The following is a 24286-nucleotide window of genomic DNA, read 5'->3' on the forward strand; positions in this document are numbered from 1 at the left end:
ATGAGCAAGACGGAGCATGAGCGTCATCCATTGCAGACAGAGGCCATTACAAAGAAACGGCTGCACAACGGGATTGAAATCTATCAAAACAACGAAGGAGAGACCGAGTTTCTCTACAACGAGATTTTCCACAAGGAGATGTATTTCAAGCACGGTATTACGCTTCCGGATCATGGCACGGTCCTGGACGTCGGGGCTAATATCGGCATGTTCAGCCTATATGTCAGCAGCAAGAGCGACTGCAGGGTGTATGCCTTTGAGCCACTGCCTCCGACGTTTAAACTCTTGAAGATGAATACGAGTTCGCTGCCTCGCGTAACGACGGTTAACGTCGGGCTTTCCAATGAGATCAAGGAAGCGGAGTTTGCCTATTTTCCTACGATGTCCACGGACTCTGTCCAGATCAAATACAGGGAGAACCACGATCAGGATCTCCGATACGGGTTAATCAACCATTACGAAGATAATTTCGCTGACCGGCGAATGCTAAACCGCTTTGTCGATCATCTTATGTCGCCGAAGCTTCTGAATGAACAAATCTATCGTTGCAAGCTAACTACGATCTCCGAAATGATCCGTTTTTATGATCTGAACCAAATTGATCTTCTCAAAATCGACGTGGAAAAAAGTGAGTTCGAGGTGCTGGAAGGAATCGAACCGGAAGATTGGGGCAAAATCAGGCAAATTGTAATGGAGGTACACGGACTGGACGGAGAGCAGATCAGCAGGCTCGAGAACATCTTCCAAACCAACGGCTTTTATGCCGTGATCGATTACTATGAAGATTTGAATATCCCAAATTACTATAATGTGTACGCGTTGAATCAAATGCATACGTCGGCTGGGTGATAGTCATGCTACAACATCTACATGCAAGGTTGGTATGCTCCAGCTGCAAGGGCGTGCTGGTCCAGTCGGAGGCATTGCTGCAATGCTGCAGCTGCGATGCGGTATATACGAACGATGACCGTTATGTATCGATGCTCGACCGGCGTGAGCAGTTTGTCCACCCTTCCGAATGGAATCGGAAAGAGGCTGAAATTCGGGATTATAGCGAGATTTCGCACTCTCTTGCGCTGTCCGGTATAGGCCGATTCGCCACCTTCTTAAATTATGGTTACGTCCCGCACGGGAATGAGCAACATGCGGTGATCGAGCCCGACGATGCATGGAATAGAAACTCGGTCAAGCTGCTGCTTGAGACAGTGGGCAGGACGGCGATTCGGGAGCGGCAGGTGATCGACATCGGATGCGGCAGGGGAGGGAACATAGCAGCTCTGTCTAAATATTTCAAGCCGCTGTCTATTGTCGGTCTCGACATCTGCCCGGCGAATATTGCCTATTGCAATGCCAAATCCCGAGGGGGTGAATCTTTGTATCTCGTCGGCGATGCGGAGAATATACCGTTTGCAGACGAGAGCTTCGATGTGGTGTTAAATATAGAATCCGCACATGCCTATCCGAACCGATCACGATTCTATGAAGAGGTGTACCGGATAATGAGAGTTGGCGGCGTATTTCTGTATACGGAGCTGATGCTGGGAGATCAGGTAGCGCAGAACATCAGGCTGTTAGAGGAAGCAGGCCTGTCTGTAATCCGCAATCAGGATGTGACTTCGAATGTTCTTCTATCATGTGATGAGAGTGCGAAGCAGCGTACTGGCACACAAGGGATTGCGAGCAACGCCAAAGCGAGCACGAATATTGGAGATATCAATGAATTCATCGCATTGCCCGGCTCGAAGAAATATGAAGAGATGAAGGTTGGAACGCGGCAATACCGTATGATGAACCTTGTTAAGAGGTAATATAGCCGTAATATCAACAATAATTTTAGTATAGGAGAAATATTTTATGGAAGAAATTATTTCCCTGGACACCTTTCAGCCCTTCGACGGCATGACAAAAATGTATCCTCATCATAATTTTCCTTATTTTAATTGCGGCTACAATTTGTTGTTAACGCTTGCCAGATATTTTAAAAAAGATGAGTTGCCGATTTTGAATAATGTTATTAGTATTTATAGATTTGATAAACAAAAAATACAAACAAGAGGATATTTCAAGTTAGAGGTGTTGGATCTTGAGGAGGGAGATCAGATCCTTGAGGAAATGGGGATCTCTATTCGTAAAAAATCCCCTGAACTAGATACGTTACAAGATGAGATCATAAACTCTATTTCAAGTGGTCATCCGATTTCCATATTTATTGATTTATTTTATCAACGCGGGAGAGACTTTTACTATAACCAAAAACATGGACTGCACCCTGTTTTTGTCTATGGCTTCAATCTTACGAACGAGGAAATATATACGGTTGATGATATTACAGAATACAGACAATATTCTCTGCCATTTTCAGAATTTAAATGGTCATGTATGACTTCGGAACACGTAAAGATGCCAGACTACTTTTGGGAATATGCGCTAGTGCCCCCCGGTAATCATGAGATCTTGAACAATAAGAATTTAGCACACACAACCATCAATACATTCGTAGAAAATATGTGCAGGTATCAAAATGAAATAACGGAAAGTTTGAATAATATACTGTTGTTGGCAGAAAATTACGAGCTCATTATAAAAAATGAAACGATTATAGAAACACTGAGCAGTACTATTTATAGAAAATGTTCTGAGAAATACAGGTTAAATACTCTCTATAAGTACAACATTGATCATATCAATGCAAAACATACGCTTGACCCGTTATTGGACCAAATTATTCATGACTGGAAGGCAGTAAGGATCTATTCGAATAAAGCCATCATGTCCCAAAAGCTCACTGGGGAAATCATAGACAAGTGCATTGGTTTATTTACAAAAATATATACGAATGAAGTACATTTTAATAATCAATTATTCTTAATGTTAAAGGCTTTCAGGTAAAATCACATCTAATATTGCTAGAAATGAGCCGCATCAACAGGCATACTGTGCATGTGTCTTTTCATCGTATGAAAACCGCCGCCGCTGTCTGCATCAACACTTTAATCACAAACGGCTGAGATGCCGTTTTTTTGTTTTGATTTTGTTACAGCACACTAGTCATGTGGAGTGTTACTCACTGTTGGTCAGGAAAGACTAATAGTTGAGATGTATTGGCGGAAATAGCAAAGAGGGGCAATTAACCCCTCTTTTTCTTTTTCCCTCTGAACTACCGTGTCCCGTTTGTTCAACGAGGCCGTCTTATCTTTCATTTATGACAGGTGATGATCTTGTAAAGATCTATGATTAATTCGGACAGAGGTTTTTTGAGCAAAATGTAAGGACTTTTCTTCAAATAATCCATATCATAAAGAAATGAAAAGCAATTCACAGCGTGTGTGGGCTCCAAATATAGGAGGGTCACAACGCAGAACACATTGGTTTTATGAAAGAGTAAGTGGAGAATATCTCATCGAACAGGCGTATCTGACAAAAACAGAAAAACTAAATTTCAGCTCGAAAATCCGAAAACTCAACTCATTGAAAAAACCTCTCTATCTAAGAGTGAAAATTCTTGGCTTAAAAAGCCAGATGTTGTATCCAAGGTGGCGCAGTATAGCTTTGCTTCTTTCGCAGATTACATCACAGAGTGGAACGATCTCTCTTTTCCTGGCGCAACATGCGGATCAGGTATACGGGGTGGAGATCGTGCCCGAAGCGATTGAAGATGCTCGCAGCAATGCGTTCTTGAACGAGATGCGTAACGTGAAGTTCGAAGTTGGCGCATCCGAGGAAGGTATTCCATGCTAGAAAGAACAAGGTATTGAAGCTGATGTGATCGTAGTTGATCCACCGCGGAAGGGCTGTGATCCACGTTTGCTGGAAACGATCCTGGAGATGAAGCCGGAGCGAGTGGTGTATGTGAGTTGTAATCCGAGTACGTTGGCACGTGATCTTCTTGTGCTGGAGGATGGTGGATATCGCACGGTTGAGGTAACGCCGGTGGATATGTTCCCACATACGGTGCATGTGGATAGTGTAGCGATGTTGGTTAGGGTGTAGTGTTTTGAAGCTACATTTACCTGTTTTAATAAATTACTTTGCCCGAAGCTTCTAAAGCTCGGGCTATAGTTGTTATAACCATTAGTAGAGTTGATGTTGGTCTGAACAATATCAAGTTTTCCAGTTTATCCTTTTTCAATAGCTTTGTGTTGTTGCTCAGTGTTTGCAAATGCCGCAGTAAGACGTGGTGAAGGTATACCTAACTTTTTTGCTTCTCTCACAACTTCAAGTACTGCAAAACCGGCTTTACTATTGTTGTATTCAATGAAAAGTCGCGGTAAGCTGCCCTTTGCAAAAATAACCTTGTTAAACAGCGTGCTGAGAAGTGCTGATGGAATTTTGGTCAACAGTAGAGTAATCGCGTCCATCTTTGCGCCTCTTGCTTTAAGTACAGGTGCCATTTCCCGCATATTCTTACCAACATTTGCGAATGAGTCACGATGATTCATAAGTGCTGGAAAACTTCCCCGTTTTAACACCTCGGTCTCCATCGCCGCATTCACGGCAAAGTGATTCCATAGCCAGCTTTGCATATCCTTTATCCAATTGATTTTAAAATGGGCGCTTTCAAATAGTTCTTTGACCTTGTTGTTTATCTGTTCCGTGCCTACACGTGGTTTTTCCAGAAATATCGTTTTTAAGAAGCCGCCCCTAAGCTTATTGTCCTCAATGCCGCCTCCTGCTCCTGGGAAACCAAAGACAACATTGTTCATAGACAAGGGCAAGATCGATGATTTTAAATCCTGCCAAATATTATTGAAAATAAGGATCGGGGTGTTACCCGCAGTAGTCGATAGTAATTGTGCTGCTTCGGGAAGTTGTTTCGTGTTGACACTCGCAATAATAAGATCGTAATTTGGGCTTATCTCCTCATGCAGCTTGACTTTCCATTTTTCCTTGATTAACCGTTTCGCTCTTCGTGCGTCCCACATTTCAAGCGCTATATGACTTCCGAAGGTTTCTTTTCTCCCTTTTCTAACGTAAAACTCAACGGTGTGGCCTGCCTTTTCGAAAGCCCACGCGTATTGGGTCGATATTACACCTCTACCGAAAAATAAAATTCTCATCTTAGCCTCCTAATAATCAATATTCATCCTTGTTGATGATCCAACAACGTGTTGTATAATATTATTGTATTGATTCACTATACGGTCATCAACCATCAGATTTTTAATATCTGTCGGATAATTGATCGAACAGCAAACGGAGGAAAATAATGAAAAAGCAACCTGAAATTACGGATAAAACAAGGCAGACATTCATAAATGTATTCTGCGATTTATATAGCCAAAAACCCATCGAAAAAATATCTATTCAAGAGATTGCTAACCAATCAGGATATAATCGGAGTACATTTTATCAATACTTTACAGATATCTATGAGTTGTTGGACTGCGTTGAGGAGCGTATTTTGAAATCCATTAAGGAGGAAATGGCAGGCAGAGAGTTTTCTACACATACTATTCAAGATGCACTTCAATGCTTAGAAAATGCAGAGGAGATTTCAGTTCTTAAAGCTATATTGGGCGACTATGGTTCTGTTCATTTTGTGGAACGCTTGAAAAGAGAAATTCCCTTTGAGCGATTGATTGTGGATTTTCCAACAGATGATGTCTTGGCACCATATATCATTGAGTTTTACATTTCAACATTAATATCTATGTTTCGTCTTTGGATACGCAACGACAAAGATCTATCGTCGGAGGAATTGATCAAACTGATCGATAGTCTATTTTCAAAGGGGATAACACCGTATCATATCTTTGGCACGGTCAATCCGCAGCGTTCTGGAGTGTAGCGATGATGGTTAGAAAGCTAAACATAAACAGAAGGGGTTCGAGAATTTATACATAATTCTCGAACCCCTTCTTGTCTTTGTTTCAATACCATCCATTAATTATAGTAGTATAAAACTCCCATCATCCCAGGCGGTAATTAATATACCTTCACGTCCGTTCCAAGCACGGATTTGTTTTGTACGGAATTACCGGATAGATATACCTTTTGCAGATTAGGCAGCTGGCTTAGGGTCTCGATATTGGAAATGGCGTTGTTCTCGAGATGAAGCTCTTCTATGGCCTTCCATTTACTCATAAATTCGAGAGAAGCCAAATTGCTGTCTTGCAGAGTGAAGGAACGCAGAGCGGACATGTTGGCAAAGTAAGGCATCATTTGATCAATTTCAGTAACAGAGGTATTGTTCATACTAAAATATGACTGGTTTAAGGTCAAATGTTCAAGTACGCTGTTCTCCGCGGCCGCCTTTTGTTCAAAGTTCAGCCTGCACTCGGAGCACACCAAAGATTTCACCTGCTTCAAACGAAATAAGGCGTCGCTTTCCTTGAACAGTGACGAGTCGTAAATGTTTAAGGTCTCTAGGCGGGACAAGCCGTCCAGGGCGGCAAGACGGGTTATTTCATCGATCTCCCAGAGCGAGAGTTGCTCCAGTTTCGGGAATTTCCCCAGCGCAGCCAAGTTCAATTCCCCACTTCCGCCACGGAGCGTCAGACTGGTTGTAACCGGGGCCTTTAGCCCGGGGAGAAAGGAGCTTGGAATTTCCACTCGCTCTACTTTAGGCAGTTTCAGCGCTTCTGCATTTTCGTAGTAGCCGGACAACGTTAATTCCCGCAAAGAGGGCAGACTGTTTATGGCCTTTACCGAGCCAAGCTCACTTAGAGAAGCCAGGCGTAGTGTGGTAATAGAGTTTTTGCCGGTCAAGCGCTCCAGACTGGAGAAGTTTACATTTTCAATATCTAACGTTTGTAGAGCAGGCATATTTTGCACAAAGTTGATGGACTTTACATTCGTTAAATAGGACAACTGAAGCTCCTGAAGCTGGGTCAAGGCATACAGCGGCTGCAGGTCTGTGGTTTCACTGTACTGTATAGACAAGGATGATAACCCGGTCATGGACGACAACCATCCGAGTTCATCGACAAAGGTGAGCGACAGGGACTTGATTGGCAATTGGTTTAACAAGTGAAAATCTGTTACGGACTCATCCACATAGGTAATGGATAAAGAGTTCAGATTGGGGAATTCCAGCAACATAGCCAATTCCTGATTGCTGCGAAGCTGAGTGGTAAGCTCCGTAATTTTAGACTTGTCGCCAAAGTAGCCCGAAAATGTACTAAAGGATTCGTTAAAAGCGCCACCATAACTTTTTAATCCGGGCATATGGGCCAAAGTGGTTTGGTCCGTCTGGGATATTTCATAGGTATTCGTCAGATCCAATGCCGTCAGTCCCTTAAAAGCTTCAAAATCTCGCTGATCAATCCGCTGGCTATTCAGTTTCTTATCCTGAGTAATATAAGTGATCTTCTCGGCCTGTTCATCGCTGAAGGGATCGGAGAGGCTATATGTAAACTTCCACTGATCATTCTCCGAATGCTCTACGGTTAAATAGCGAATACGAGCCAATTCCTCCTCTGTTGGCAAGGCGGACCCTTTATCAAAGATATCTCGCAAAAATGAGAGCAGAACCTCGCTTTCAGGCATCTTTCGTACAGGCAGATTGGCTTCTGTTTTTGGATAGGTGGAGCTGTTGCTATAATAAAAATATGTACCGATCGCGCCAGTTAGGACTAACATCAGTATCAGCATTACCTTTACGGAGGCAGTCTGCTTCGGTGGTACTTTAGGGGGCGTTCCATGGTAATGATTAATAGTCTGGTCTACGTAATAGACATGATTTTGCTTCAATAAAAGCTCTGTTTCACAATAGGGACACTTTAAAACCTCATCCTTCTTGTATTCGATTTTTCCGTTGCAATTGGGGCAGTTTAGCGGGATAAACGCCACGAATGTCCCCTCCTTCATTATGATGGTCATAAGATCATGCTGAACGGTCATCTGATTTCATTATACCTTGTGAATTTACGTTTGATGAGAGAAAGAAGTTTCACATAACGAAGGAGCAGGGAAATCCTGCTCCTTTTTGATCTTTTTTAAGTATGGTCTGGTGGTAGGTCTTATTAAATAAATCATCAAGCAATAGATGTAATCGGATGTTTAACGTGCAGAGGGTAGAGATGTTCACCATGGGTTCTTACAAATAAACCTTCATTGGTGATCGAACTTTTTAGAACGATATCATCTGTTGCATCTGGAGTGAAATGAAAGGTTATTTTCTCCGTACCTTCATCTGCAATCTTATCCAAGATATATTTCATATTCATTTCGTTTAAGCTAACAACGTCGAAGAGCTCAATATGATTGTCTTCTTTCTGATAAATAACAATGACGTTTTCGTTTTCCAAGTAATAAATGTCATCACTAAAGACATTCAGGCAATAAAACATGAGTATTCCTTGAGCATGATGGGTTGCGAAATGCTGAGAAACAGGCAATCTTTCCGATGCCAATTTTTGAATAAGACGTAAATCCTCCGCGTTAGTTACATTTAGTTTTCGGATGTCCGCAGGCTCAGGTGATTTTTTTGCCGTATAATTCATTGAAAAAAGATGCTCTTCCACAGGCTTAAACCCAAACTTGTGGTAAAAATCAAGCACCGATTCATTGGCGAAAAGGTACATGTAATCGTACTTGTTCTCGTATTCCTCTAAAACTTTGTTCATTAAACGTGTAGAGAGTCCTTTCCCCCGATAATCAGGATGTGTCATCACCGTGCCGATTTGAATCGCTTTTTTCTTCTCACCGTGAATGATGAGCTCAAGGATGTTAACAGAAACGTTGGCAATAACCTGGTCTCCATCGACATATGAATAAGGGATGTAACGCTCGCCCCAGTATCCTTGTTGATACCAATCTTCAAAATTGATCTCAAACGTGTTGACAGCAAGCTCGAAAAAACTCTTGCGCAGCACTTCATTGTTTTTATAATTCTTCATAAATATTAATTCTTGCATGGTATTACCCCCTTAATCCTCAAAAATGACTGTTTGTAAAGTGGTACGATCCCGTATTTAACTATGTAAAGTATGATTACAGGTGAAATTCTGCTTATAAGTTGTTGTTGGTTAAGCAGGAGTTTTAATAAGAGAAAATGGAGTTTGATATGGAAAGAGACGCGAGCGAATTCGCGTCTTCTTTTTTGCATGCTTTATAGGATATGTTTAAATGCAATTGCGTCAGTGAACTGTTTTTCACTATTGAAAATCTTGGTCCATTAATTTACGGCAAAATGCACGATTGCACTATATAACATCTTGTTGCGAAAAGGGTCAAACGTTACTTGATGCTGAACTTGCTTCACGCGCAGCATTAATGCTTTGTTCATTCCGATTCGCTCTTCGATCGCTCGTTCCAGTTCACGGAAGTCATAAGCCTGCAAGCATTCGACTTTGTCTTTGATCATATCCAGTGAAATTTCCATATATCATTCAGGCCTCCTTAAAATCTCGATTTGCAGGTTAAAAGCCTGTCGAGCTTCATTTTAGAGGAGCTTTTCCAGTTCGGCAAGAGCAATCGGGCTGAAAATCTAATAAAGACGTGATAAAATCGGAAAAGGGCAATTTTGAGATCATCGAACTTCCATTAATCTGAAGATCTAATGGAAGAATAACAGATACTGCTGTTTGAACAAAGTTACATTTGCATGGTATAAGTGAAGAAGCAAGGACAGCATAATGTGAATTGCAACGAAACTGCGAATGATCATGTAAATGATAGCAAGCAGATGTATGAGTTACGAGTTTTACTATTTTAACTATTAATGAGGACAGAGACTGTCCTGGAAGGTATAGAGGAGCTTTTGAGATGACAAAGGAAAACTTTTGGCGTGAATTGCCACGACCATTTTTTATACTGGCACCCATGGAAGATGTGACGGATGTTGTGTTTCGGCATGTCGTAGGTGAAGCGGGCAGACCGGATGTGTTTTTTACGGAGTTTGCGAACACAGAGAGTTATTGTCACCCGGAGGGGCACCATAGTGTGCGCGGACGGTTAACTTTTACAGCGGACGAACAGCCGATTGTGGCTCATATCTGGGGAGATAAACCTGAATTCTTTCGTGAGATGAGTATCGGTATGGCGAAAGAAGGCTTTAAAGGCATCGATATCAATATGGGTTGTCCGGTAGCGAATGTAGCCGAGAATGGAAAAGGAAGTGGATTGATCTGCCGGCCAGCCCTTGCGGCGGAGATTATTCAGGCAGCGAAAGCCGGGGGGCTACCGGTCAGTGTAAAAACGCGTCTCGGATTTACTGAGGTCGATGAATGGCGCGACTGGTTGACCCATATTTTGCAACAGGACATTGTGAACCTGTCCATTCATCTGCGGACGAGAGAAGAAATGAGCAAAGTAGATGCTCACTGGGAACTGATTCCGGAGATTAAAAAACTTCGTGATGAGATAGCGCCTAATACACTGCTGACGATTAATGGGGATATTCCTGACCGTGAAACAGGCCTCAGGCTCGTGGAGCAATATGGTGTGGATGGTATTATGATTGGACGCGGTATTTTCCAGAATCCGTTTGCTTTTGAGAAGGAGCCGAAGGAACACAGCAGTAAGGAATTGCTTGATCTGCTACGGCTGCATCTGGATCTCCATGATCAATATTCTGAGCTTGAACCGCGTTCGTTCAGCCCGCTGGCCCGTTTTTTCAAAATCTATGTTCGAGGCTTCCGCGGTGCTAGTGAGCTCAGAAACAGCTTGATGAACGCCAAAACCACTTCTAAAGTACGCGAATTGCTCATTGAGTTTGAAAGTAATGAACAGGTGGAGTAGAGTAAGACGTAATCATGGATACGGAGTATGATCCAGGTAGATTAAATAGAAAAAAAGAAGCGGTAACTTTTCCGCTTCTTTTTTTTGCTTTACTGTTTAACGCGTATACTCTGGCTTCTCTATAGTGACCGGCTGAGGATTGGCAAGCACCCATAATACCGCCAACTCGGATAATCTGGCAGGCGCATCAAAATCGTATCCATTATGAAGCCTGCTGGCCAAGTCTGCTGCCTCTTGGAGAAGTGCGGGGGCGAGTGGCGCTCCAGTGCCCAGATAACGAATTAGCGCATCTAGCATCTTGCGATACTCCGCATCCCAGTTTCCTCCGCCATTATCTAATACTTCATGGGACACACGTCCTGTGATGCGAATGACCTCTCCCTGCACCGTTTGAGCGTGGCCCTGAGCAGGGATGAGATATTCCCACAGCTCTTGGTGCTGCTTGGGCCAGGTGGTTGCCTTTACCTGAATGGGTGCAGTTCCATCGTGCATGATCCGATTCGCTACAGGCTCGACATCAAATAGACGGTACAGTTTGATCAGCGCGTCTGAAACTCCATCGACCTTGTCCTTATTGAACTTCTCACGGACGAATTCAAAATCCTTACCGATCCGCTTCACAGACTCTTTCATTTCCGAGGTGACTGCTGCACCAGCATCCAGCAGAATTGCTGAAATTTTCGACATACTGACTATATCGCTATTCCTGCAATTGGCTAACCCCTTAGCTAATGGCGTATTTCCCTGTTTATTTTCTACGTTAATCGTAGCGCCTTGGTTTACCAACTCTTGAACCACTTTGGTTCGATACCCATTGACCGCTGCATGTAACGGTGTTTCATTTTGGTAATCCACAGCGTCCAGATCCGCACCTAATTCAAGGAACAGGGGTACATTTCCTGACCAGTGTGAGGCATGGGCATGTAAAGGCGTGCGTTGATATTTGTCGCGTGCATTAATGTCTGCTCCTTGCGCTACCAGCCAGCGGACCAATTCATCCGAAATATGCCGAAAGCTGAGGGCCGTACCTTTGCTATAACCCCCACGTGCATCCCATTCGCATTGCTCGAAAATTTCTTTTACGGTAGCGATATCATTATCTTTAACGAGTTTTTCCATATGAGCAGGTAAGGTTGCTTCCTTCGTAGCCATTACACTCTTCCTCTCCTTTGTGAATAACAACGTATGTTCCAATGGTAGGCTATGACGATTTAATAGTAAGTAGATAATTTTCTGCAATTTTATCACATAGGGGATTTTAAAACCAATAACTGGGTTTCTTCCATCATCCATTTGGTTTGCTATGTTATAATTTAGATGAATGTTGATACTGGAGACGGATTGGAAAATATTTGAAATGATCACCGCAATTCATGCGGTAGGCTTTTGATAATAGGAGGATCTATGTCCTGGAGTAAATTGAAGCAACAACTGGAGAGTTTTCTTAGTCCTGCGTTAGTTGGAAGGGCGGAGTACCGTGCCACCAGCTATAGCTATTCACCTGATAAATCAGGCAATTGTTATATTACTGTAGATAAAAAGAATGTACTCAACATGAGTGATACTACAACCCCAATTCGATGGTATCAGTCAGAGCAGGAGATCAAGAGCGACCCGGAAATCATGATTCCTGTGAGCGATGAAGAGATTGAAGCTATCAGAAAAGATTCCAAAGGACCCATTCCCGAGGATCGTCTTCAAGTCATGGCAAGAAGTAGAAAAATCTCCGTACTTGCCAAAGAGCTTTTGTTGGCTCAGACCGCACTTAGTAAATCGAATTTTACCGTTGCAGCTACGACGTATTTATCCACTTCTATAGAGGATAATCTGGAGAGCAAGGATATCTTGTTTAATATTCTGGCTTTAATGGACAGACGAGTTGGCAAAAAGAGAATTCTAAATATGTCGGAGCAGGTCAAATTAAAGCATCCAGCCGTTCAGTATTTTTATGAACTGCGTCGTCGTACGGTGTGAAATTGAATAACGTTCACGGATAGAGGTACACTGTGTCGGTGACGGTTTCACTGAAATCTGTATAATAAGTGGATATAGCTTTTAACTATAACCAGTTATGGTTTTTTAGTATCCCTTCTAACTGCTCTCAGCATGATATGATCATTGTATACAACGAGGGGGTTTTTTACATGACTGATAAGTTCCAGATCGTAGGAAGTTTATTGCGGCCGGATGAGCTGCTGAAATATAAAACGCAAATTGAACATAATGATGATATCCAATATCCGTTCTATGAAAACTACGAAGGATATGAGAAGTGTGAGACAGAGGCAATCAAACAAGTTGTCGCTAAGGAAATCGAACATAACTTGTCCGTGGTTACCGATGGCGAATTCTCCAAATCGATGTGGCATCTGGACTTTGTATGGGGATTTGGCGGAGTGAAGCGTTACATCGCGGATCACGGCTATTTTTTCAGAGATGTGGACGGAACTTCGAAATATGAAACACGCAAAGATATTGGACTGCGCATCACTGATAAATTGAGTGGAAAGAACCATCATTTCATTCAACTGTTCCAACAACTGCAAGACACGGCTGGCGAGCAACAAACGAAACTTTGCGTACCGTCTCCTTCCCATATTTTTGGTGAGCTTTCCTGGTCAGATAACATTGGTGGTACGGATGCTGTATATCAAAACATACAGGAGCTCAAAGAGGGTCTTGTGATCGCGTATAAGGAATTCGTGGAGGAATTCGCTGCAGTGGGCGGAAAAATTCTGCAATTCGATGATTGCTTGTGGGAACTGTTTGCAGACGACAACCCGAACTCTCCGTTTACAGGGGAAAATATTAATCAAGATGAAGTAAAGGGACTTGCTACCGAATTCATTGATATTAATAATACCGTGATTGACTTTGGTCATAGCCTTGGCTTGAAAATGTGGACACATAACTGCCGCGGCAATTATGATTCCCGCAACATGGGTGGTGGATCGTATGCCAAAATTGCGAATCTGTTCCTGAAGCAATTGAAGTATGACCGTTTCTTCCTGGAGTGGGATGATGATCGTGCGGGTTCAATTGAAGCTCTGGAAGTGTTCAAGGACAGACCTGAAACGGAAATTGTACTGGGTCTGTTGTCATCCAAAACGAGTACACTCGATGATGAAGCACGTGTTGTCCGTTTGCTGGACGAAGCATCCAAAATCATCGATAAGGATCGGCTGCTGTTGTCTCACCAATGCGGATTTGCATCCTGCGATGGTGGAAACGAATTAAGCGAAGCTCAGCAATGGGCGAAGATCGATCAAGGGCAGAAGATTGCAAAGCAATATTGGGGCAGCACCGTCTAGGATTCAAGCTGAATGTATTGTGACCTTATAAACACATTGCTCGATCAATTGTGTTCTGTGCAATAATGAAACGGCGACTTTTCCTCTGGAATCTATCCAGGGAGAAGCCGCCGTATTTGTTGTGGAACGTACGTATGGGTACGTTCTCATTTCTATAACTTTTTTAAACTAATGATGGGGCTTGTCATTCTTTATTTCTGAGATTCACGCTGTGCCAGCCATTCCTTTTTCAACAAAGCATATTGATACGTATTCTCGTATTTCGGTGTGCCGTCCTCATTTTTGACAAATGAAATGAACTCCAAAAAAAGACCTTCCCGACGCATGCCCAGCTTCTCACACAGTTTCTGAGAACGGAAGTTATCATCCTCGACATAAGCGTACAATCTTCTTATTCCCTGTTCCATAAAGAGATTTTCGATGAAAGCATTGGCGCTCTCACTGGCGTACCCTTTCCCTTCAAATCTGCCATTAAAATTCCAACCTATACTATACGTATCTGAATTCGAATCTTTATCCGTATCGGAATCCCGATCTTCCCTCATACCAAACAGCTCACCGATCAACTCGTTACTGTCTTTCAGACAGACTGCGATGTGGGAATCGTCACTGCTTCTTTTTGCGACCTCTGCCGCAGCGTCTTCCAACGTTGAAATTCGTTGATCCATAAAACAATTCACTCTGGGATTTGCTGTGTATTCCAACAGTCCGGCTGCGTCCGTTTCGGTGAAATTTCTCAGGATTAATCGATTGGTTTTAAGTATTTGCATAAGATGATATACCTCCGGTTTTCATATCAATAGATTGGCTTTGTTCATGTTGTATCTCTTTTTATTTTACGAGACTCCCTATTCGTACTATAACTGGGTATAGCCTTGGGTTTGGCTTTGGCTTTGGTACTGTCTGACCGGGAGAACAATCCCACCAATTTCTCCCTATAGATATAACCGAGTACAAACCCGATTACAGCGATAACAGAAATAATAATGGCGATTGTGTATTGTTGCATATGAATCGTGGACCCTACAACGGTAGATGCGATGATCCATGGCAGACGACCGACGATAAGGATCGTGAAGAATCTATACGAACTAATCGATGTAAGTGCGGCGACAAATACAAGCATGTCTTTGGGCAAGCCGGGAATTACGAAAAAGATGAATAAAAAAGCGGAGAACTTCTTCTCATCATGAATTAACGACATCCACTTATTATTTTTCTTTTGCATTAGCCGTGAAATATAAGCGCGACCGATAAAACGAGTGAAATAAAAAGCAATCGCTGAGCCTATAATCAAACCTATTGTAGTATACAAGGACCCAAGTGTAACCCCATAGATATAACCGCCTGCAATCTGTACCACTTCTCCTGGAATAGGTGCAACCACGATCTGAAGAATCTGGAATAAAATAAACATGACCGGACCCCAATGGCCTGTTGAGTGAATATACGCTCTGAAGTTGTCCATGGAAGACATGATTTTAATAAGGGCAGGAGAATAATACACCAGTAGACCAATGGACAACATGATGAACAGACCCAACAATATGTTAATCATTACTTTTTTCGAAGGTTGTGGCATACCTGACGACCCCTTTGTCTAATAACTTCTACATATTTACAGTATAAGACGAAATTATTAAGAGATACCTACATAACTTCTGAAGAATTCTTAAGTCGATTGTATTTGCTGGTAGTCGCTAATAGCGCATATTATACTGAAATTAGACGGAGGGATCAGATGAGCAAGAAAATTCTAATTGCTGATGATAACAGTGAAATTCGTGAAATTGTAAGGATTCTGTTAGAGAGTGAGAATTATGAAGTGATTGAAGCGATAGATGGTCAAGATGCGATTGATAAAGTGAACGAAGAGACGGATCTCATTATTTTGGATATGATGATGCCCAATAAATCGGGGCTGAAGGCTTGTCTGGAGATTCGTGAAAAAACAAGCGCACCGATCCTGTTTCTCACGGCGAAAACGCAGGATTCTGACAAACAATTGGCCTTTTCCTCAGGCAGTGATGACTTTTTGTCCAAACCCTTTTCCTATACAGAACTTGTTTCGCGGGTGAAGGCTTTACTGCGGAGGTATTATGTATATCGGGGCAAGGAGAAGACCGAAGAAAAGGACCAGATTATCGTTAAGGATCTTACCGTCCATCAGGATTCAAAAACCGTGTTTGTTGGAGAGAAGGAGATTGCTCTAACTGAAATTGAATACCAGATATTGCTGCTGTTGGCTAAGAAGCGACGAAAGGTATTCTCGGCAGAAAATATATATGAGAGTGTTTGGGGGCAACCCTACTTTTATACGTGTAATAACACAGTGATGGTTCATATTCGTAACTTGAGAGGCAAACTGGAGGATGACCCGCAGAACCCTAAATATGTGAAGACCGTTTGGGGGAAGGGGTACAAAATTGAATAGATTATTAATCGGAAAAAAGCTGAAGATTAAACTGGTTCTGGCGGTTGTCATTTCTTTGGTCATTTCCATAAGTGCACTCGTTATTTTACAAGTTGTTGGCGAGACTGTATTGGATAGTTATTTAAGCAAATCCACTTTTGTAGAGAACAGGCAGCAAGATGCGCTTGATCGATTCGAAGCATTTGTGGATAACCAGAACGTGTCAACCCGTGATCATGAGCAATTGTCTGCTTGGATAAGACATGAGCGCTACTTAAATCTGTATATTTTTGCAAAAGACAAATTGATATTTTCCTCCAACACGGAGATTGATCCTGCCATCAATGAAGAGTTGTTAACTCAATTCGTGCCATCGAAAATACCCATCACCACCATCCATTTTGCGGATCAGGATGCCCAGATATACTTGGTTAGCTTTTATGAGTATCAATATTACAACCTCATTCTGATTATTGGTGTTTTCATAGCGGCCATTGTGTTCATTGTTTCCTTTCTACTGATGATTAATAAGAAAACATCTTATATTGGCGTGCTTGAACAAGAGATCAAAATACTCGAAGGTGGAAATTTGGATTATTCGATTACGATATCGGGAAAGGATGAACTGTCATCTCTGGCCCAGAGTATTGATGAGATGAGAAAATCATTTGTGGAGCGGCTGGACAGCGAGGAGAGGGTCAGGATGGCCAACCGTGAATTGATCACGGCGATTTCCCATGATTTGCGAACACCACTCACGATTCTATTAGGATATATGGATATCATAGAGCTCAACAAATATAAGACACATGAGGATCTATTGCAGTATATTCATAATAGCCGGGAGAAGGCTTATCAGATCAAAGTGTTGTCGGACAAACTATTTGAATATTTTACGGTATCCGCCGCTGAAGAAGAGGAAGTAGAATTTGAAGTGTATGTGGGCAGAGCGCTTATCGATCAACTCATAGATGAGCAACTAGTGGTTCTGGACGATATAGATGTGCAGGTTCAGACAGATGCACATCATGAGGAGTTTTTGCTGGAAATCAATCTGGTCGCCATGCGTCGCGTAATGGATAATATATTTTCAAATATTCGAAAATACGCCGATCCAGGGCATCCCGTTCATATCCAGATTTCTTTGAGGCAACAATGGGTCATTCTTGGGGTGGAGAATAAGATTAAACGTGTTGGCAAAAAGAATGATAGCAACGAAATTGGGCTCGTTAGTTGTCAGAAAATGATCCAGCAGCATAACGGGACGTTGACGGTATCGCAGGAAAAGGATATCTTTTCACTACAGATTACGCTACCTGTCATCTTCAACAAACCAACACAGACTCATATTTAACGGATCTCTTGAAATGATGCTGAATGTTCGTGGGATTCCTTTGGCTGCCTGATTGTTACCTTAGGCTTCTGTAGTGGGGCAACTTGCTAAATAGGCATGGGCGAATGAACATCGCTCTACCATTCACACTATACAAAAAGAGCCATGCGACAGCATGGCTCTTACATATATCGTGAGAGGGCAAACCTCATGTTTTAAACAACAGGTGCATTCTGTTTCTTGAAATATTGTTCAATTAGAAACGCGAGCATCGGTCCAGACTCAGCCTGCTGTAATTGAGCCTGATCGCCAAATTCCATGAGATACGGCTGTTCTGTAGTACAAGGAGTCCAATGAGGCATCAGCTTTCCGGTGGAGTCCGAACCGTTTGGGTCACCTGTAGCAATAAAGTTGGATAAGTAATTACACATCTGGCGAGCCAGATCATAATGCTTGCCTGTGAAAGGCCGCCAGCATTTGGCAAGTGTTTCGAAGAAAAACCACAGATCAACGGAGTGAAAAGTGCCTGGCTGGTCCCAGCCCGGAATCTCGGCGTCGAAGTTATAATAGTAGAGAGGCGTTTCAGACGGATGACCGCTGTTCGCGCGGATGGCGAGCAGAATGGCATGTTGGATCATGCGGACCGATGCTTGTTGCAGAGCATGTTCGATTTGGCCGGAATCAGCCTCACATAGTTGCAAAAAGGCAGGAGCATCCTCGCCAAAGAGCTCCACAACCATCTGCTTCAGTTCTTCCAGATTGGTTGCGGCGGGCCGGGTCCAAAATTCGGAAGACGTATGCCCCAGCATTACGGGTATCGCCTCGCGCTCCTGCTGAAGAAAACGAGTAAACGGATCGCCTGCGCAGAATTGTTCGTCGATGACGGTTCCCCAGAAGCTTTTGTATTCGAGTGCTTTGTCACGGAGATATTCAGCATCCAGTTGTCTCGCCTCAGCCAGGGAAGATACGCCCAGGAAGCCGAAAAATTCAACCCCTGCTTGCTCTGCATCCCTTAGTGTGGAGCGGACAGAAGGCACGCGGACCTTCGGGTACAACTCGGTAGCTATACCGCTCATGATGACGGCTCGCTGGAACAAGCCTTTATTTTGAGGAGAGGTCATCTGGCTGAGTACACTTCCTCCGCCTGCCGACTGTCCGCCGATGGTGATCTGTTCTGGATCACCGCCAAAGGCGGCAATGTTACGTTTGACCCACTGGGTACCTGCTTGCTGATCAAGATGACCAAAGTTGGCGGGTGCATGTGGGGATTCGGCACTAATCTCAGGATGGCACAGGAAGCCAAAGGCATTCAGCCGATAATTAATCGTCACAACGACAATACCTCTACGAGCGATTCGCTCGCCATCAAATTCCATTTCGGCCGTATGGCCGACTTGCAGGCCCCCGCCAAAATACCAGACAAAAACAGGCAACTTCACGTCCGTACGCTTGGCGGGTGTCCAGACATTCAGATACAGACAATCCTCGTCCATGGGCAGGTCGGGATCAACGGCCCATTCGCGGGTATAGATATTGTTATCATCGATGACTGTTGGGGCTTGCATGGAGATGGGGGCAAAATCAAAAGCTTGCAGTACACCTTCCCAGTTCGACTGCGGCTGCGGAGCGCGCCAGCGGTTCTCACCTACAGGAGGTGCGGCAAAAGGAATTCCCTTGAAGCTGGTAATCCGCGGGTCCGCCGCGGGCAGTCCTTGCACTTGTCCATGTTCTACCGTAACCATTCTAAGCATACAACATTCTCCTCTCTGGATTTAGCATGTAAGCGTTACCGAGCATCTGATCAACGATATATAAGATAAACCTAACGCCAGAACAGGGCGCCTTAGAAAGGGGGAATCGTGGTTGAATCCGATTTGGCATGAGAGCAGTAGAGCCAGTAATTTGTATTTTATCAGCGGTGGTCACAAGCCAGCTAACCCTCACCAATGGGGGCCAGGCGTGCGTGACGTTTATGCGCTGCACTATATTATCCGCGGCCAAGGGACGCTGGAGACGGGCGGCCGCGTTTTTCGGCTCGTTACGGGGGAAAGCTTTATCATATTTCCGCAAAAGGAGATTTACTATTATCCAGACCCGCAAGATCCATGGGAGTACGTCTGGGTGGAGTTTAGCGGTGAGGATGCCGGGCGGTTGCTGGGGCTGACACAGCTCTCAGAGGTACAACCCGTGGTGACGGTCTCGCCGGAGACATTGCAGCCTTTTTTCCACCTTGCCTGGAACGCGGGTGCATCATCTTATGAATTACTGCGGGCGGATGCACGTTTGCGTCTGCTGCTCTCCTACTATATGGAGCATTATCCGAAAGAGCCGCAGGTGGACGCCAAGGATTATGTCTGGCTGGCGAGAAAGTACATCGAGCAGAACTACTGGAAGCCAACATTGACTGTCACGGAGATCGTAAAGGCAGTTAATCTGGAGCGCAGTTATTTGTTTCGTCTGTTTAAGGCAGCAACCGGCAAGTCTGTTTTGGAGTATATTACACACTGTCGAATCGAGCGCGCCTGTGAACTGCTGAAGACGTCGGGCCTGCCAATTCAATCGGTAGCTTATTCTGTTGGTTACAATGATCCGTTATATTTTTCCAAAGTATTCAAGAAATCAACTTCACACACGCCAACAGAGTACATTACGCTGCACCGGACGAAGGTATAAAGTTAACGGAACAGGGCGCAGTTCCCGGACTCTCGGAAATAACGGATCAGCTTCTCAATAGGCTCACGTCCACAGTTCAGCTTCACTCCTATACAATCAATGCACAGAAATTGCTGAGCAGAGCGCGAGATCAATTTGAGGTAGATGCCCACATCGTCTGAAGAGAGCGGGACCTGACAGGAGGTGCACAGGCGATGTTGAGCCATCTATTTAACCAGTTTGGCCCGGACGACGAGGCAATCATGTGCTGCGACAACGGGAGCGAAGCGTTCACGGAATACGCCAAGCTCTTGATGTTCCCAGCAGTCATACAGGGACAGGGCATAACCGGCAGCATAAGGCAGACCCATATCCCAAAATTGCAAAGACAATTCCCGCTGGCTGTCGCTCAGGTTGAAGAAACCAATAGCTAGATCACCATCTGTGAGTACCTTCACCAGCATAAATACATCGTCTGTGTGAAACCATTGCGGTTCTGGTTTAATGCGGTAAGCTCCGCGCGCTTCTACATCCTGATTGATAGCGATCAGGTCAGGATTCAGGAGAATATCCTTTGTAATCTGGTTAGCCTTGCGCACGTCACATCCGATCATTAATGGGGACCCCATCATGGACCAGAGTGAGAAGTGGGTTTTATATTCGATGTCGTTGCATCCACCGATGCTGCCAATATAATCATTGTTGCTTCCACCGTACATACCTACAATCAGCATATCCATGTCGTTATGGCAGAAGGAGCCGGTGTAGCTTTGTTTTCCCAATTGAGACAGGGCAAGTTCCTTCACTGAATCCCAATTGTCACGGATATCGCCGGTGGAGCGGTACATATGAGCGCCCGATTCCCGAATCCAATCGTATACGTCGTCGGCTCCCCAGTTGCAGGCGGAGAACAGGATATCGCGTCCGCAGTTTTTGAGCGCAAGGCTCATCCGTTTGTATAGCAACTCTCCTGAGATATGGCGCGGCTTGAAGCAGTAATCATACTTCAAATAATCAACGCCCCATTCGGCAAAAAGGGCAGCATCCTGGAATTCATGCTCGAAGCTACCTGGATACCCGGCACATGTATGTGTACCCACGCATGAATACATGCCGAACTTCAGTCCTTTGCTATGGATATAATCAGAAAGCGCTCTCATTCCACTCGGGAATTTATCCGGGTCAGCCACCAGATTGCCGTTTGCATCCCGTTCCTTCAGGCTCCAGCAATCATCAATGACAATATACTCGTAACCAGCGGCCAGATAACCTTCCGATACAAACACATCAGCGACATCCCGAATTAATTGTTCGTTAATATCCCACGTAAAGGTGTTCCACGAATTCCAGCCCAGGGCAGGGGCAAAGCCTAACACTTGATTGTTGCTCATGCTCTCGCATCCTTCCTCATCTCGGTTTTGTTAACAACACTAAACTGAACATAAACGATGAGTGACGTATCCTGCCATAGCTTAACGTTGCTTGGACATGGACATATGTTGCTCTGCTTGTGCTGGGGGAATTCCCTCTTCCAATCAGGCTCTGGGCAGGTATTCAGAAGTTGCCGGTAGAAGCATAAGAAAGGAAAAATGTCTGTCTGCGAAGAAGTTATATCTATCTTTTCAGGGATCTGTGCGAAACGCTGGTATAGATGTTATGATCGGTGATAATGCTCGAACAGGTTGTCAGAGCCACAGGGAAATTTGAATAGAATTCAGTTTTTTCAGGAAAAATACCCCAGTGGGGAATCCCTCATACGTAAGGTAGTAATCTCGTCGGAATGATTATGCAAATGGCGGAATAGTTCGAATGGGATAATGTGCGATTTCCCCATCGGTTTTTCGTTAAACATAAGTGTCTGTTTGATTTGATTAGATATATAATTTATAGGATGGGGAGTGTCGCGAAATGAATCTAGATGAAGTGATGCAAGAGCTAGAAGCGCTGGGTAAAGAACGAACGAAAAAAATCTATATCTCTAACGGTGCGCATGAACCGCTATTTGGCGTGGCAACCGGAGCGATGAAACCAATGGCGAAGCGGATCAAAAAGGATCAACCTTTGGCAGAGCAACTATACGCGACGGGGAATTATGATGCGATGTACTTTGCGGGCGTGATTGCCGATCCTCAAGCAATGACGGAAGCTGATTTTGACCGTTGGATTGACGCTGCTTATTTTTACATGATCTCTGACTTCATCGTTGCCGTCACGTTGGCAGAGACGGATATTGCTCAAGAAGTTTCGGATAAGTGGATCGCGAGTGGGGATGAACTGAGAATGTCAGCGGGATGGAGCTGTTACTGTTGGTTGCTCGGCAGTCGAAAGGATGCTGAGTTTTCGGAGAATAAACTGATGGAGATGCTGGAACAGGTGAAAAAGACGATTCACGAATCTCCGGAACGAACGAAATATTCGATGAACAATTTCCTGTATACCGTTGCAACATCCTATCAACCGTTGCACGATCAGGCAGTGGAGATAGCCAAGGCTGTGGGACCTGTCGAAGTGAACAAGGACAAGCCCAAGAGCAAGCTGCTGAATGCCTCTGAGAATATCCAAAAGGCAGTGGATAAAGGTCGGACGGGGTTCAAGCGTAAATATGTAAGATGCTGAAATTTTCGCCGTATCGTCAGTTTTAACATACGGAACATATGGAGATCGTGGGATTGAAATCCACAATCTCCATGTTATAATGAGGACAGAAACAGCTTATAATGCAAAGAGAGCCGTGCGCTAACACGACTCTCTGATGCAATAGCCGCTTTTAAGGGCGGTGGGCTTAACAAGAGGATACACGATCAAGTAGACCGCAACCTTTGCAAGGGTGGGCGGTCTACTTGTGTTTATTGGACAGCAGCGCTACAATCAGCAAACCGAAGGTAAGCATTAGCATAATTGCTTCAAATACTGTCACAAGGCATCACCTCCCTTCCGGGAGATTAGCCGACCGCCCATATAAGCCTTTCCATTGCTCTGTGAGTATACCATATTTTTCTTGGACCTAATAGATGAACAATAATTCGTTTTTATAAAAGTTTGGGAATGTTAATGACCCCGTGCTTTGAATGCGAAAAGAGCGTTACGGTGGCTAGTATGGAATTTATTTAGTTGCAGACAGATAAGAAAAACACGCCATTTATAGGCGTTTTTTTTGTTGACAGCTAGATAATAAGCATATAGCAACATCGAGGCTACATATCGTTCCTTTTAACCATTTCTTTGGCTTGCTGTCTGCCTGCCGAGAGAAAGCTGTCGCTAAGCTCAGGATCACTAACAGAGCGTGCAAGTACAAGCGAGCCAACCATTGTACTGAACAGTGCACGACCTCTGGACACATCAATCTCAGCCAGATTGGAGATAAAAGCGATCATCCGCTCCAATTCATGGGTAAATACCTGCCGAACCTCTTCGGACGAACGGGATATTTCGCTGGAAAGGGCGGGGAAAATACAGCTCATTTCCGTTTGGTCGCGGTGATACGGACTCAAATAATAATCGATTACTTTATTAATTTTGGAATTCTGCTCTTCCTGATCAGCCACGTTCTTTAGAAGTGTAATGGTATCACTAATGGCATATTCGCAGGCTTCGGCAACCAATTGTTCCTTGTTGTCAAAGTGTGAATAGAACCCTCCGTGAGTTAATCCAGCTCCCTTCATAATAAACGGGACACTCACTTCCTGGATACCATTGGTGCGAAAAGCTCGAGCCGCACTTTCAACAATTTTACCTCGTACTTTTATCTTATGTCCTTTAGGATAGGGCATGATCATTCACTCCATAGTTTCATCATTATGCTTTTTAAAATATTATAGTCATCATAATAAAGCCTGTCAATTTGCTAACTGGATGTCTGTTCATTTTCAAAAGGGCCAAATACGATTGTTGACG

Annotated in this window: 21 protein-coding genes and 2 pseudogenes; 13 read left to right on the plus strand and 10 right to left on the minus strand. The window is 43.8% G+C overall.

Annotation, left to right across the window (positions count from 1 at the left end):
* From MHI55_RS04430 to MHI55_RS04450, 5 genes and pseudogenes are all read left to right on the plus strand, one after another.
* The gene (locus tag MHI55_RS04430) at positions 1-849 is read left to right on the plus strand and encodes an FkbM family methyltransferase (protein ID WP_036606035.1); all 849 of its coding nucleotides are present in this window, start codon (positions 1-3) and stop codon (positions 847-849) included.
* Between the two features lie 5 nt (positions 850-854).
* On the plus strand, positions 855-1808 hold the full coding sequence (locus MHI55_RS04435) for a class I SAM-dependent methyltransferase (protein ID WP_076253809.1): 954 nt from the start codon (positions 855-857) through the stop codon (positions 1806-1808).
* 46 nt (positions 1809-1854) lie between these two features.
* Entirely contained in the window at positions 1855-2889 is a 1035-nt protein-coding gene (locus tag MHI55_RS04440; RefSeq protein WP_076253808.1) for a hypothetical protein, read from the plus strand.
* Positions 2890-3303: 414 nt separating this feature from the next.
* Positions 3304-3653: pseudogene (locus MHI55_RS04445) on the plus strand (AIPR family protein).
* A pseudogene (locus MHI55_RS04450) lies at positions 3580-3990 on the plus strand (methyltransferase domain-containing protein); the annotation flags it as partial. The pseudogenes MHI55_RS04445 and MHI55_RS04450, both read left to right, overlap by 74 nt.
* Before the next feature lie 125 nt (positions 3991-4115).
* Here MHI55_RS04450 and MHI55_RS04455 read toward each other — a convergent pair.
* Positions 4116-5057 carry a 2-dehydropantoate 2-reductase N-terminal domain-containing protein gene (locus MHI55_RS04455; protein ID WP_340388988.1) on the minus strand — a complete coding sequence of 314 codons (942 nt, stop codon included), beginning with the start codon at positions 5055-5057 and terminating at the stop codon, positions 4116-4118.
* 149 nt (positions 5058-5206) lie between these two features.
* Between MHI55_RS04455 and MHI55_RS04460 the strand changes: the two genes are divergently transcribed.
* Entirely contained in the window at positions 5207-5788 is a 582-nt protein-coding gene (locus tag MHI55_RS04460) for a TetR/AcrR family transcriptional regulator (RefSeq protein WP_017690637.1), read from the plus strand.
* Between the two features lie 137 nt (positions 5789-5925).
* On the opposite strand, the gene MHI55_RS04465 is transcribed toward MHI55_RS04460, so the two are convergent.
* The 3 genes from MHI55_RS04465 to MHI55_RS04475 form a co-directional block, all read right to left on the minus strand.
* Positions 5926-7593 carry a leucine-rich repeat domain-containing protein gene (locus tag MHI55_RS04465; protein WP_340388990.1) on the minus strand — a complete coding sequence of 556 codons (1668 nt, stop codon included), beginning with the start codon at positions 7591-7593 and terminating at the stop codon, positions 5926-5928.
* Positions 7594-7976: 383 nt separating this feature from the next.
* Complete coding sequence (locus MHI55_RS04470) at positions 7977-8858, minus strand: GNAT family N-acetyltransferase (RefSeq protein WP_340388992.1); 882 nt, start codon at positions 8856-8858, stop codon at positions 7977-7979.
* 260 nt (positions 8859-9118) lie between these two features.
* The gene (locus MHI55_RS04475; protein WP_076329555.1) at positions 9119-9325 is read right to left on the minus strand and encodes a DUF2536 family protein; all 207 of its coding nucleotides are present in this window, start codon (positions 9323-9325) and stop codon (positions 9119-9121) included.
* 383 nt (positions 9326-9708) lie between these two features.
* Here MHI55_RS04475 and MHI55_RS04480 point away from each other — a divergent pair, with 383 nt between their 5' ends.
* Complete coding sequence (locus tag MHI55_RS04480) at positions 9709-10683, plus strand: tRNA-dihydrouridine synthase (protein WP_076215043.1); 975 nt, start codon at positions 9709-9711, stop codon at positions 10681-10683.
* Between the two features lie 96 nt (positions 10684-10779).
* Here MHI55_RS04480 and MHI55_RS04485 read toward each other — a convergent pair whose 3' ends face one another.
* Positions 10780-11835 (minus strand): ankyrin repeat domain-containing protein, encoded by a 1056-nt coding sequence (locus MHI55_RS04485; RefSeq protein ID WP_340388994.1) that lies wholly within the window; start codon positions 11833-11835, stop codon positions 10780-10782.
* 252 nt (positions 11836-12087) lie between these two features.
* Here MHI55_RS04485 and MHI55_RS04490 point away from each other — a divergent pair, with 252 nt between their 5' ends.
* Both MHI55_RS04490 and MHI55_RS04495 read left to right on the plus strand, forming a co-directional pair.
* On the plus strand, positions 12088-12657 hold the full coding sequence (locus MHI55_RS04490; RefSeq protein ID WP_340388997.1) for a hypothetical protein: 570 nt from the start codon (positions 12088-12090) through the stop codon (positions 12655-12657).
* A 170-nt stretch (positions 12658-12827) separates the two neighbouring features.
* Positions 12828-13994, plus strand: a complete 1167-nt coding sequence (locus tag MHI55_RS04495) for a cobalamin-independent methionine synthase II family protein (protein WP_076253801.1) — start codon at positions 12828-12830, stop codon at positions 13992-13994.
* Between the two features lie 191 nt (positions 13995-14185).
* On the opposite strand, the gene MHI55_RS04500 is transcribed toward MHI55_RS04495, so the two are convergent.
* Both MHI55_RS04500 and MHI55_RS04505 read right to left on the minus strand, forming a co-directional pair.
* The gene (locus tag MHI55_RS04500; RefSeq protein ID WP_340388999.1) at positions 14186-14764 is read right to left on the minus strand and encodes a GNAT family N-acetyltransferase; all 579 of its coding nucleotides are present in this window, start codon (positions 14762-14764) and stop codon (positions 14186-14188) included.
* A 44-nt stretch (positions 14765-14808) separates the two neighbouring features.
* On the minus strand, positions 14809-15552 hold the full coding sequence (locus MHI55_RS04505; RefSeq protein WP_340389001.1) for a TVP38/TMEM64 family protein: 744 nt from the start codon (positions 15550-15552) through the stop codon (positions 14809-14811).
* 183 nt (positions 15553-15735) lie between these two features.
* Here MHI55_RS04505 and MHI55_RS04510 point away from each other — a divergent pair, with 183 nt between their 5' ends.
* Positions 15736-16428 (plus strand): response regulator transcription factor, encoded by a 693-nt coding sequence (locus MHI55_RS04510; RefSeq protein ID WP_340389003.1) that lies wholly within the window; start codon positions 15736-15738, stop codon positions 16426-16428.
* Positions 16421-17761 (plus strand): HAMP domain-containing sensor histidine kinase, encoded by a 1341-nt coding sequence (locus MHI55_RS04515; RefSeq protein ID WP_340389005.1) that lies wholly within the window; start codon positions 16421-16423, stop codon positions 17759-17761. Before MHI55_RS04510 ends, MHI55_RS04515 begins: the two co-directional genes overlap by 8 nt.
* A gap of 194 nt (positions 17762-17955) precedes the next feature.
* Here MHI55_RS04515 and MHI55_RS04520 read toward each other — a convergent pair whose 3' ends face one another.
* On the minus strand, positions 17956-19491 hold the full coding sequence (locus tag MHI55_RS04520; protein ID WP_340389007.1) for a carboxylesterase family protein: 1536 nt from the start codon (positions 19489-19491) through the stop codon (positions 17956-17958).
* A gap of 112 nt (positions 19492-19603) precedes the next feature.
* On the opposite strand from MHI55_RS04520, the gene MHI55_RS04525 reads away from it, so the two are divergent.
* Positions 19604-20413, plus strand: a complete 810-nt coding sequence (locus MHI55_RS04525) for an AraC family transcriptional regulator (protein WP_340389009.1) — start codon at positions 19604-19606, stop codon at positions 20411-20413.
* A gap of 206 nt (positions 20414-20619) precedes the next feature.
* On the opposite strand, the gene MHI55_RS04530 is transcribed toward MHI55_RS04525, so the two are convergent.
* The gene (locus MHI55_RS04530) at positions 20620-21783 is read right to left on the minus strand and encodes a glycoside hydrolase family 27 protein (RefSeq protein ID WP_340389011.1); all 1164 of its coding nucleotides are present in this window, start codon (positions 21781-21783) and stop codon (positions 20620-20622) included.
* A 517-nt stretch (positions 21784-22300) separates the two neighbouring features.
* On the opposite strand from MHI55_RS04530, the gene MHI55_RS04535 reads away from it, so the two are divergent.
* The gene (locus tag MHI55_RS04535; RefSeq protein WP_340389013.1) at positions 22301-23008 is read left to right on the plus strand and encodes a DNA alkylation repair protein; all 708 of its coding nucleotides are present in this window, start codon (positions 22301-22303) and stop codon (positions 23006-23008) included.
* A 578-nt stretch (positions 23009-23586) separates the two neighbouring features.
* On the opposite strand, the gene MHI55_RS04540 is transcribed toward MHI55_RS04535, so the two are convergent.
* The gene (locus MHI55_RS04540; RefSeq protein ID WP_315370434.1) at positions 23587-24162 is read right to left on the minus strand and encodes a TetR/AcrR family transcriptional regulator; all 576 of its coding nucleotides are present in this window, start codon (positions 24160-24162) and stop codon (positions 23587-23589) included.
* Positions 24163-24286: the final 124 nt, after the last annotated feature.

This window comes from Paenibacillus sp. FSL E2-0151 (assembly GCF_037993015.1).
GTDB lineage: Bacteria > Bacillota > Bacilli > Paenibacillales > Paenibacillaceae > Paenibacillus > Paenibacillus amylolyticus.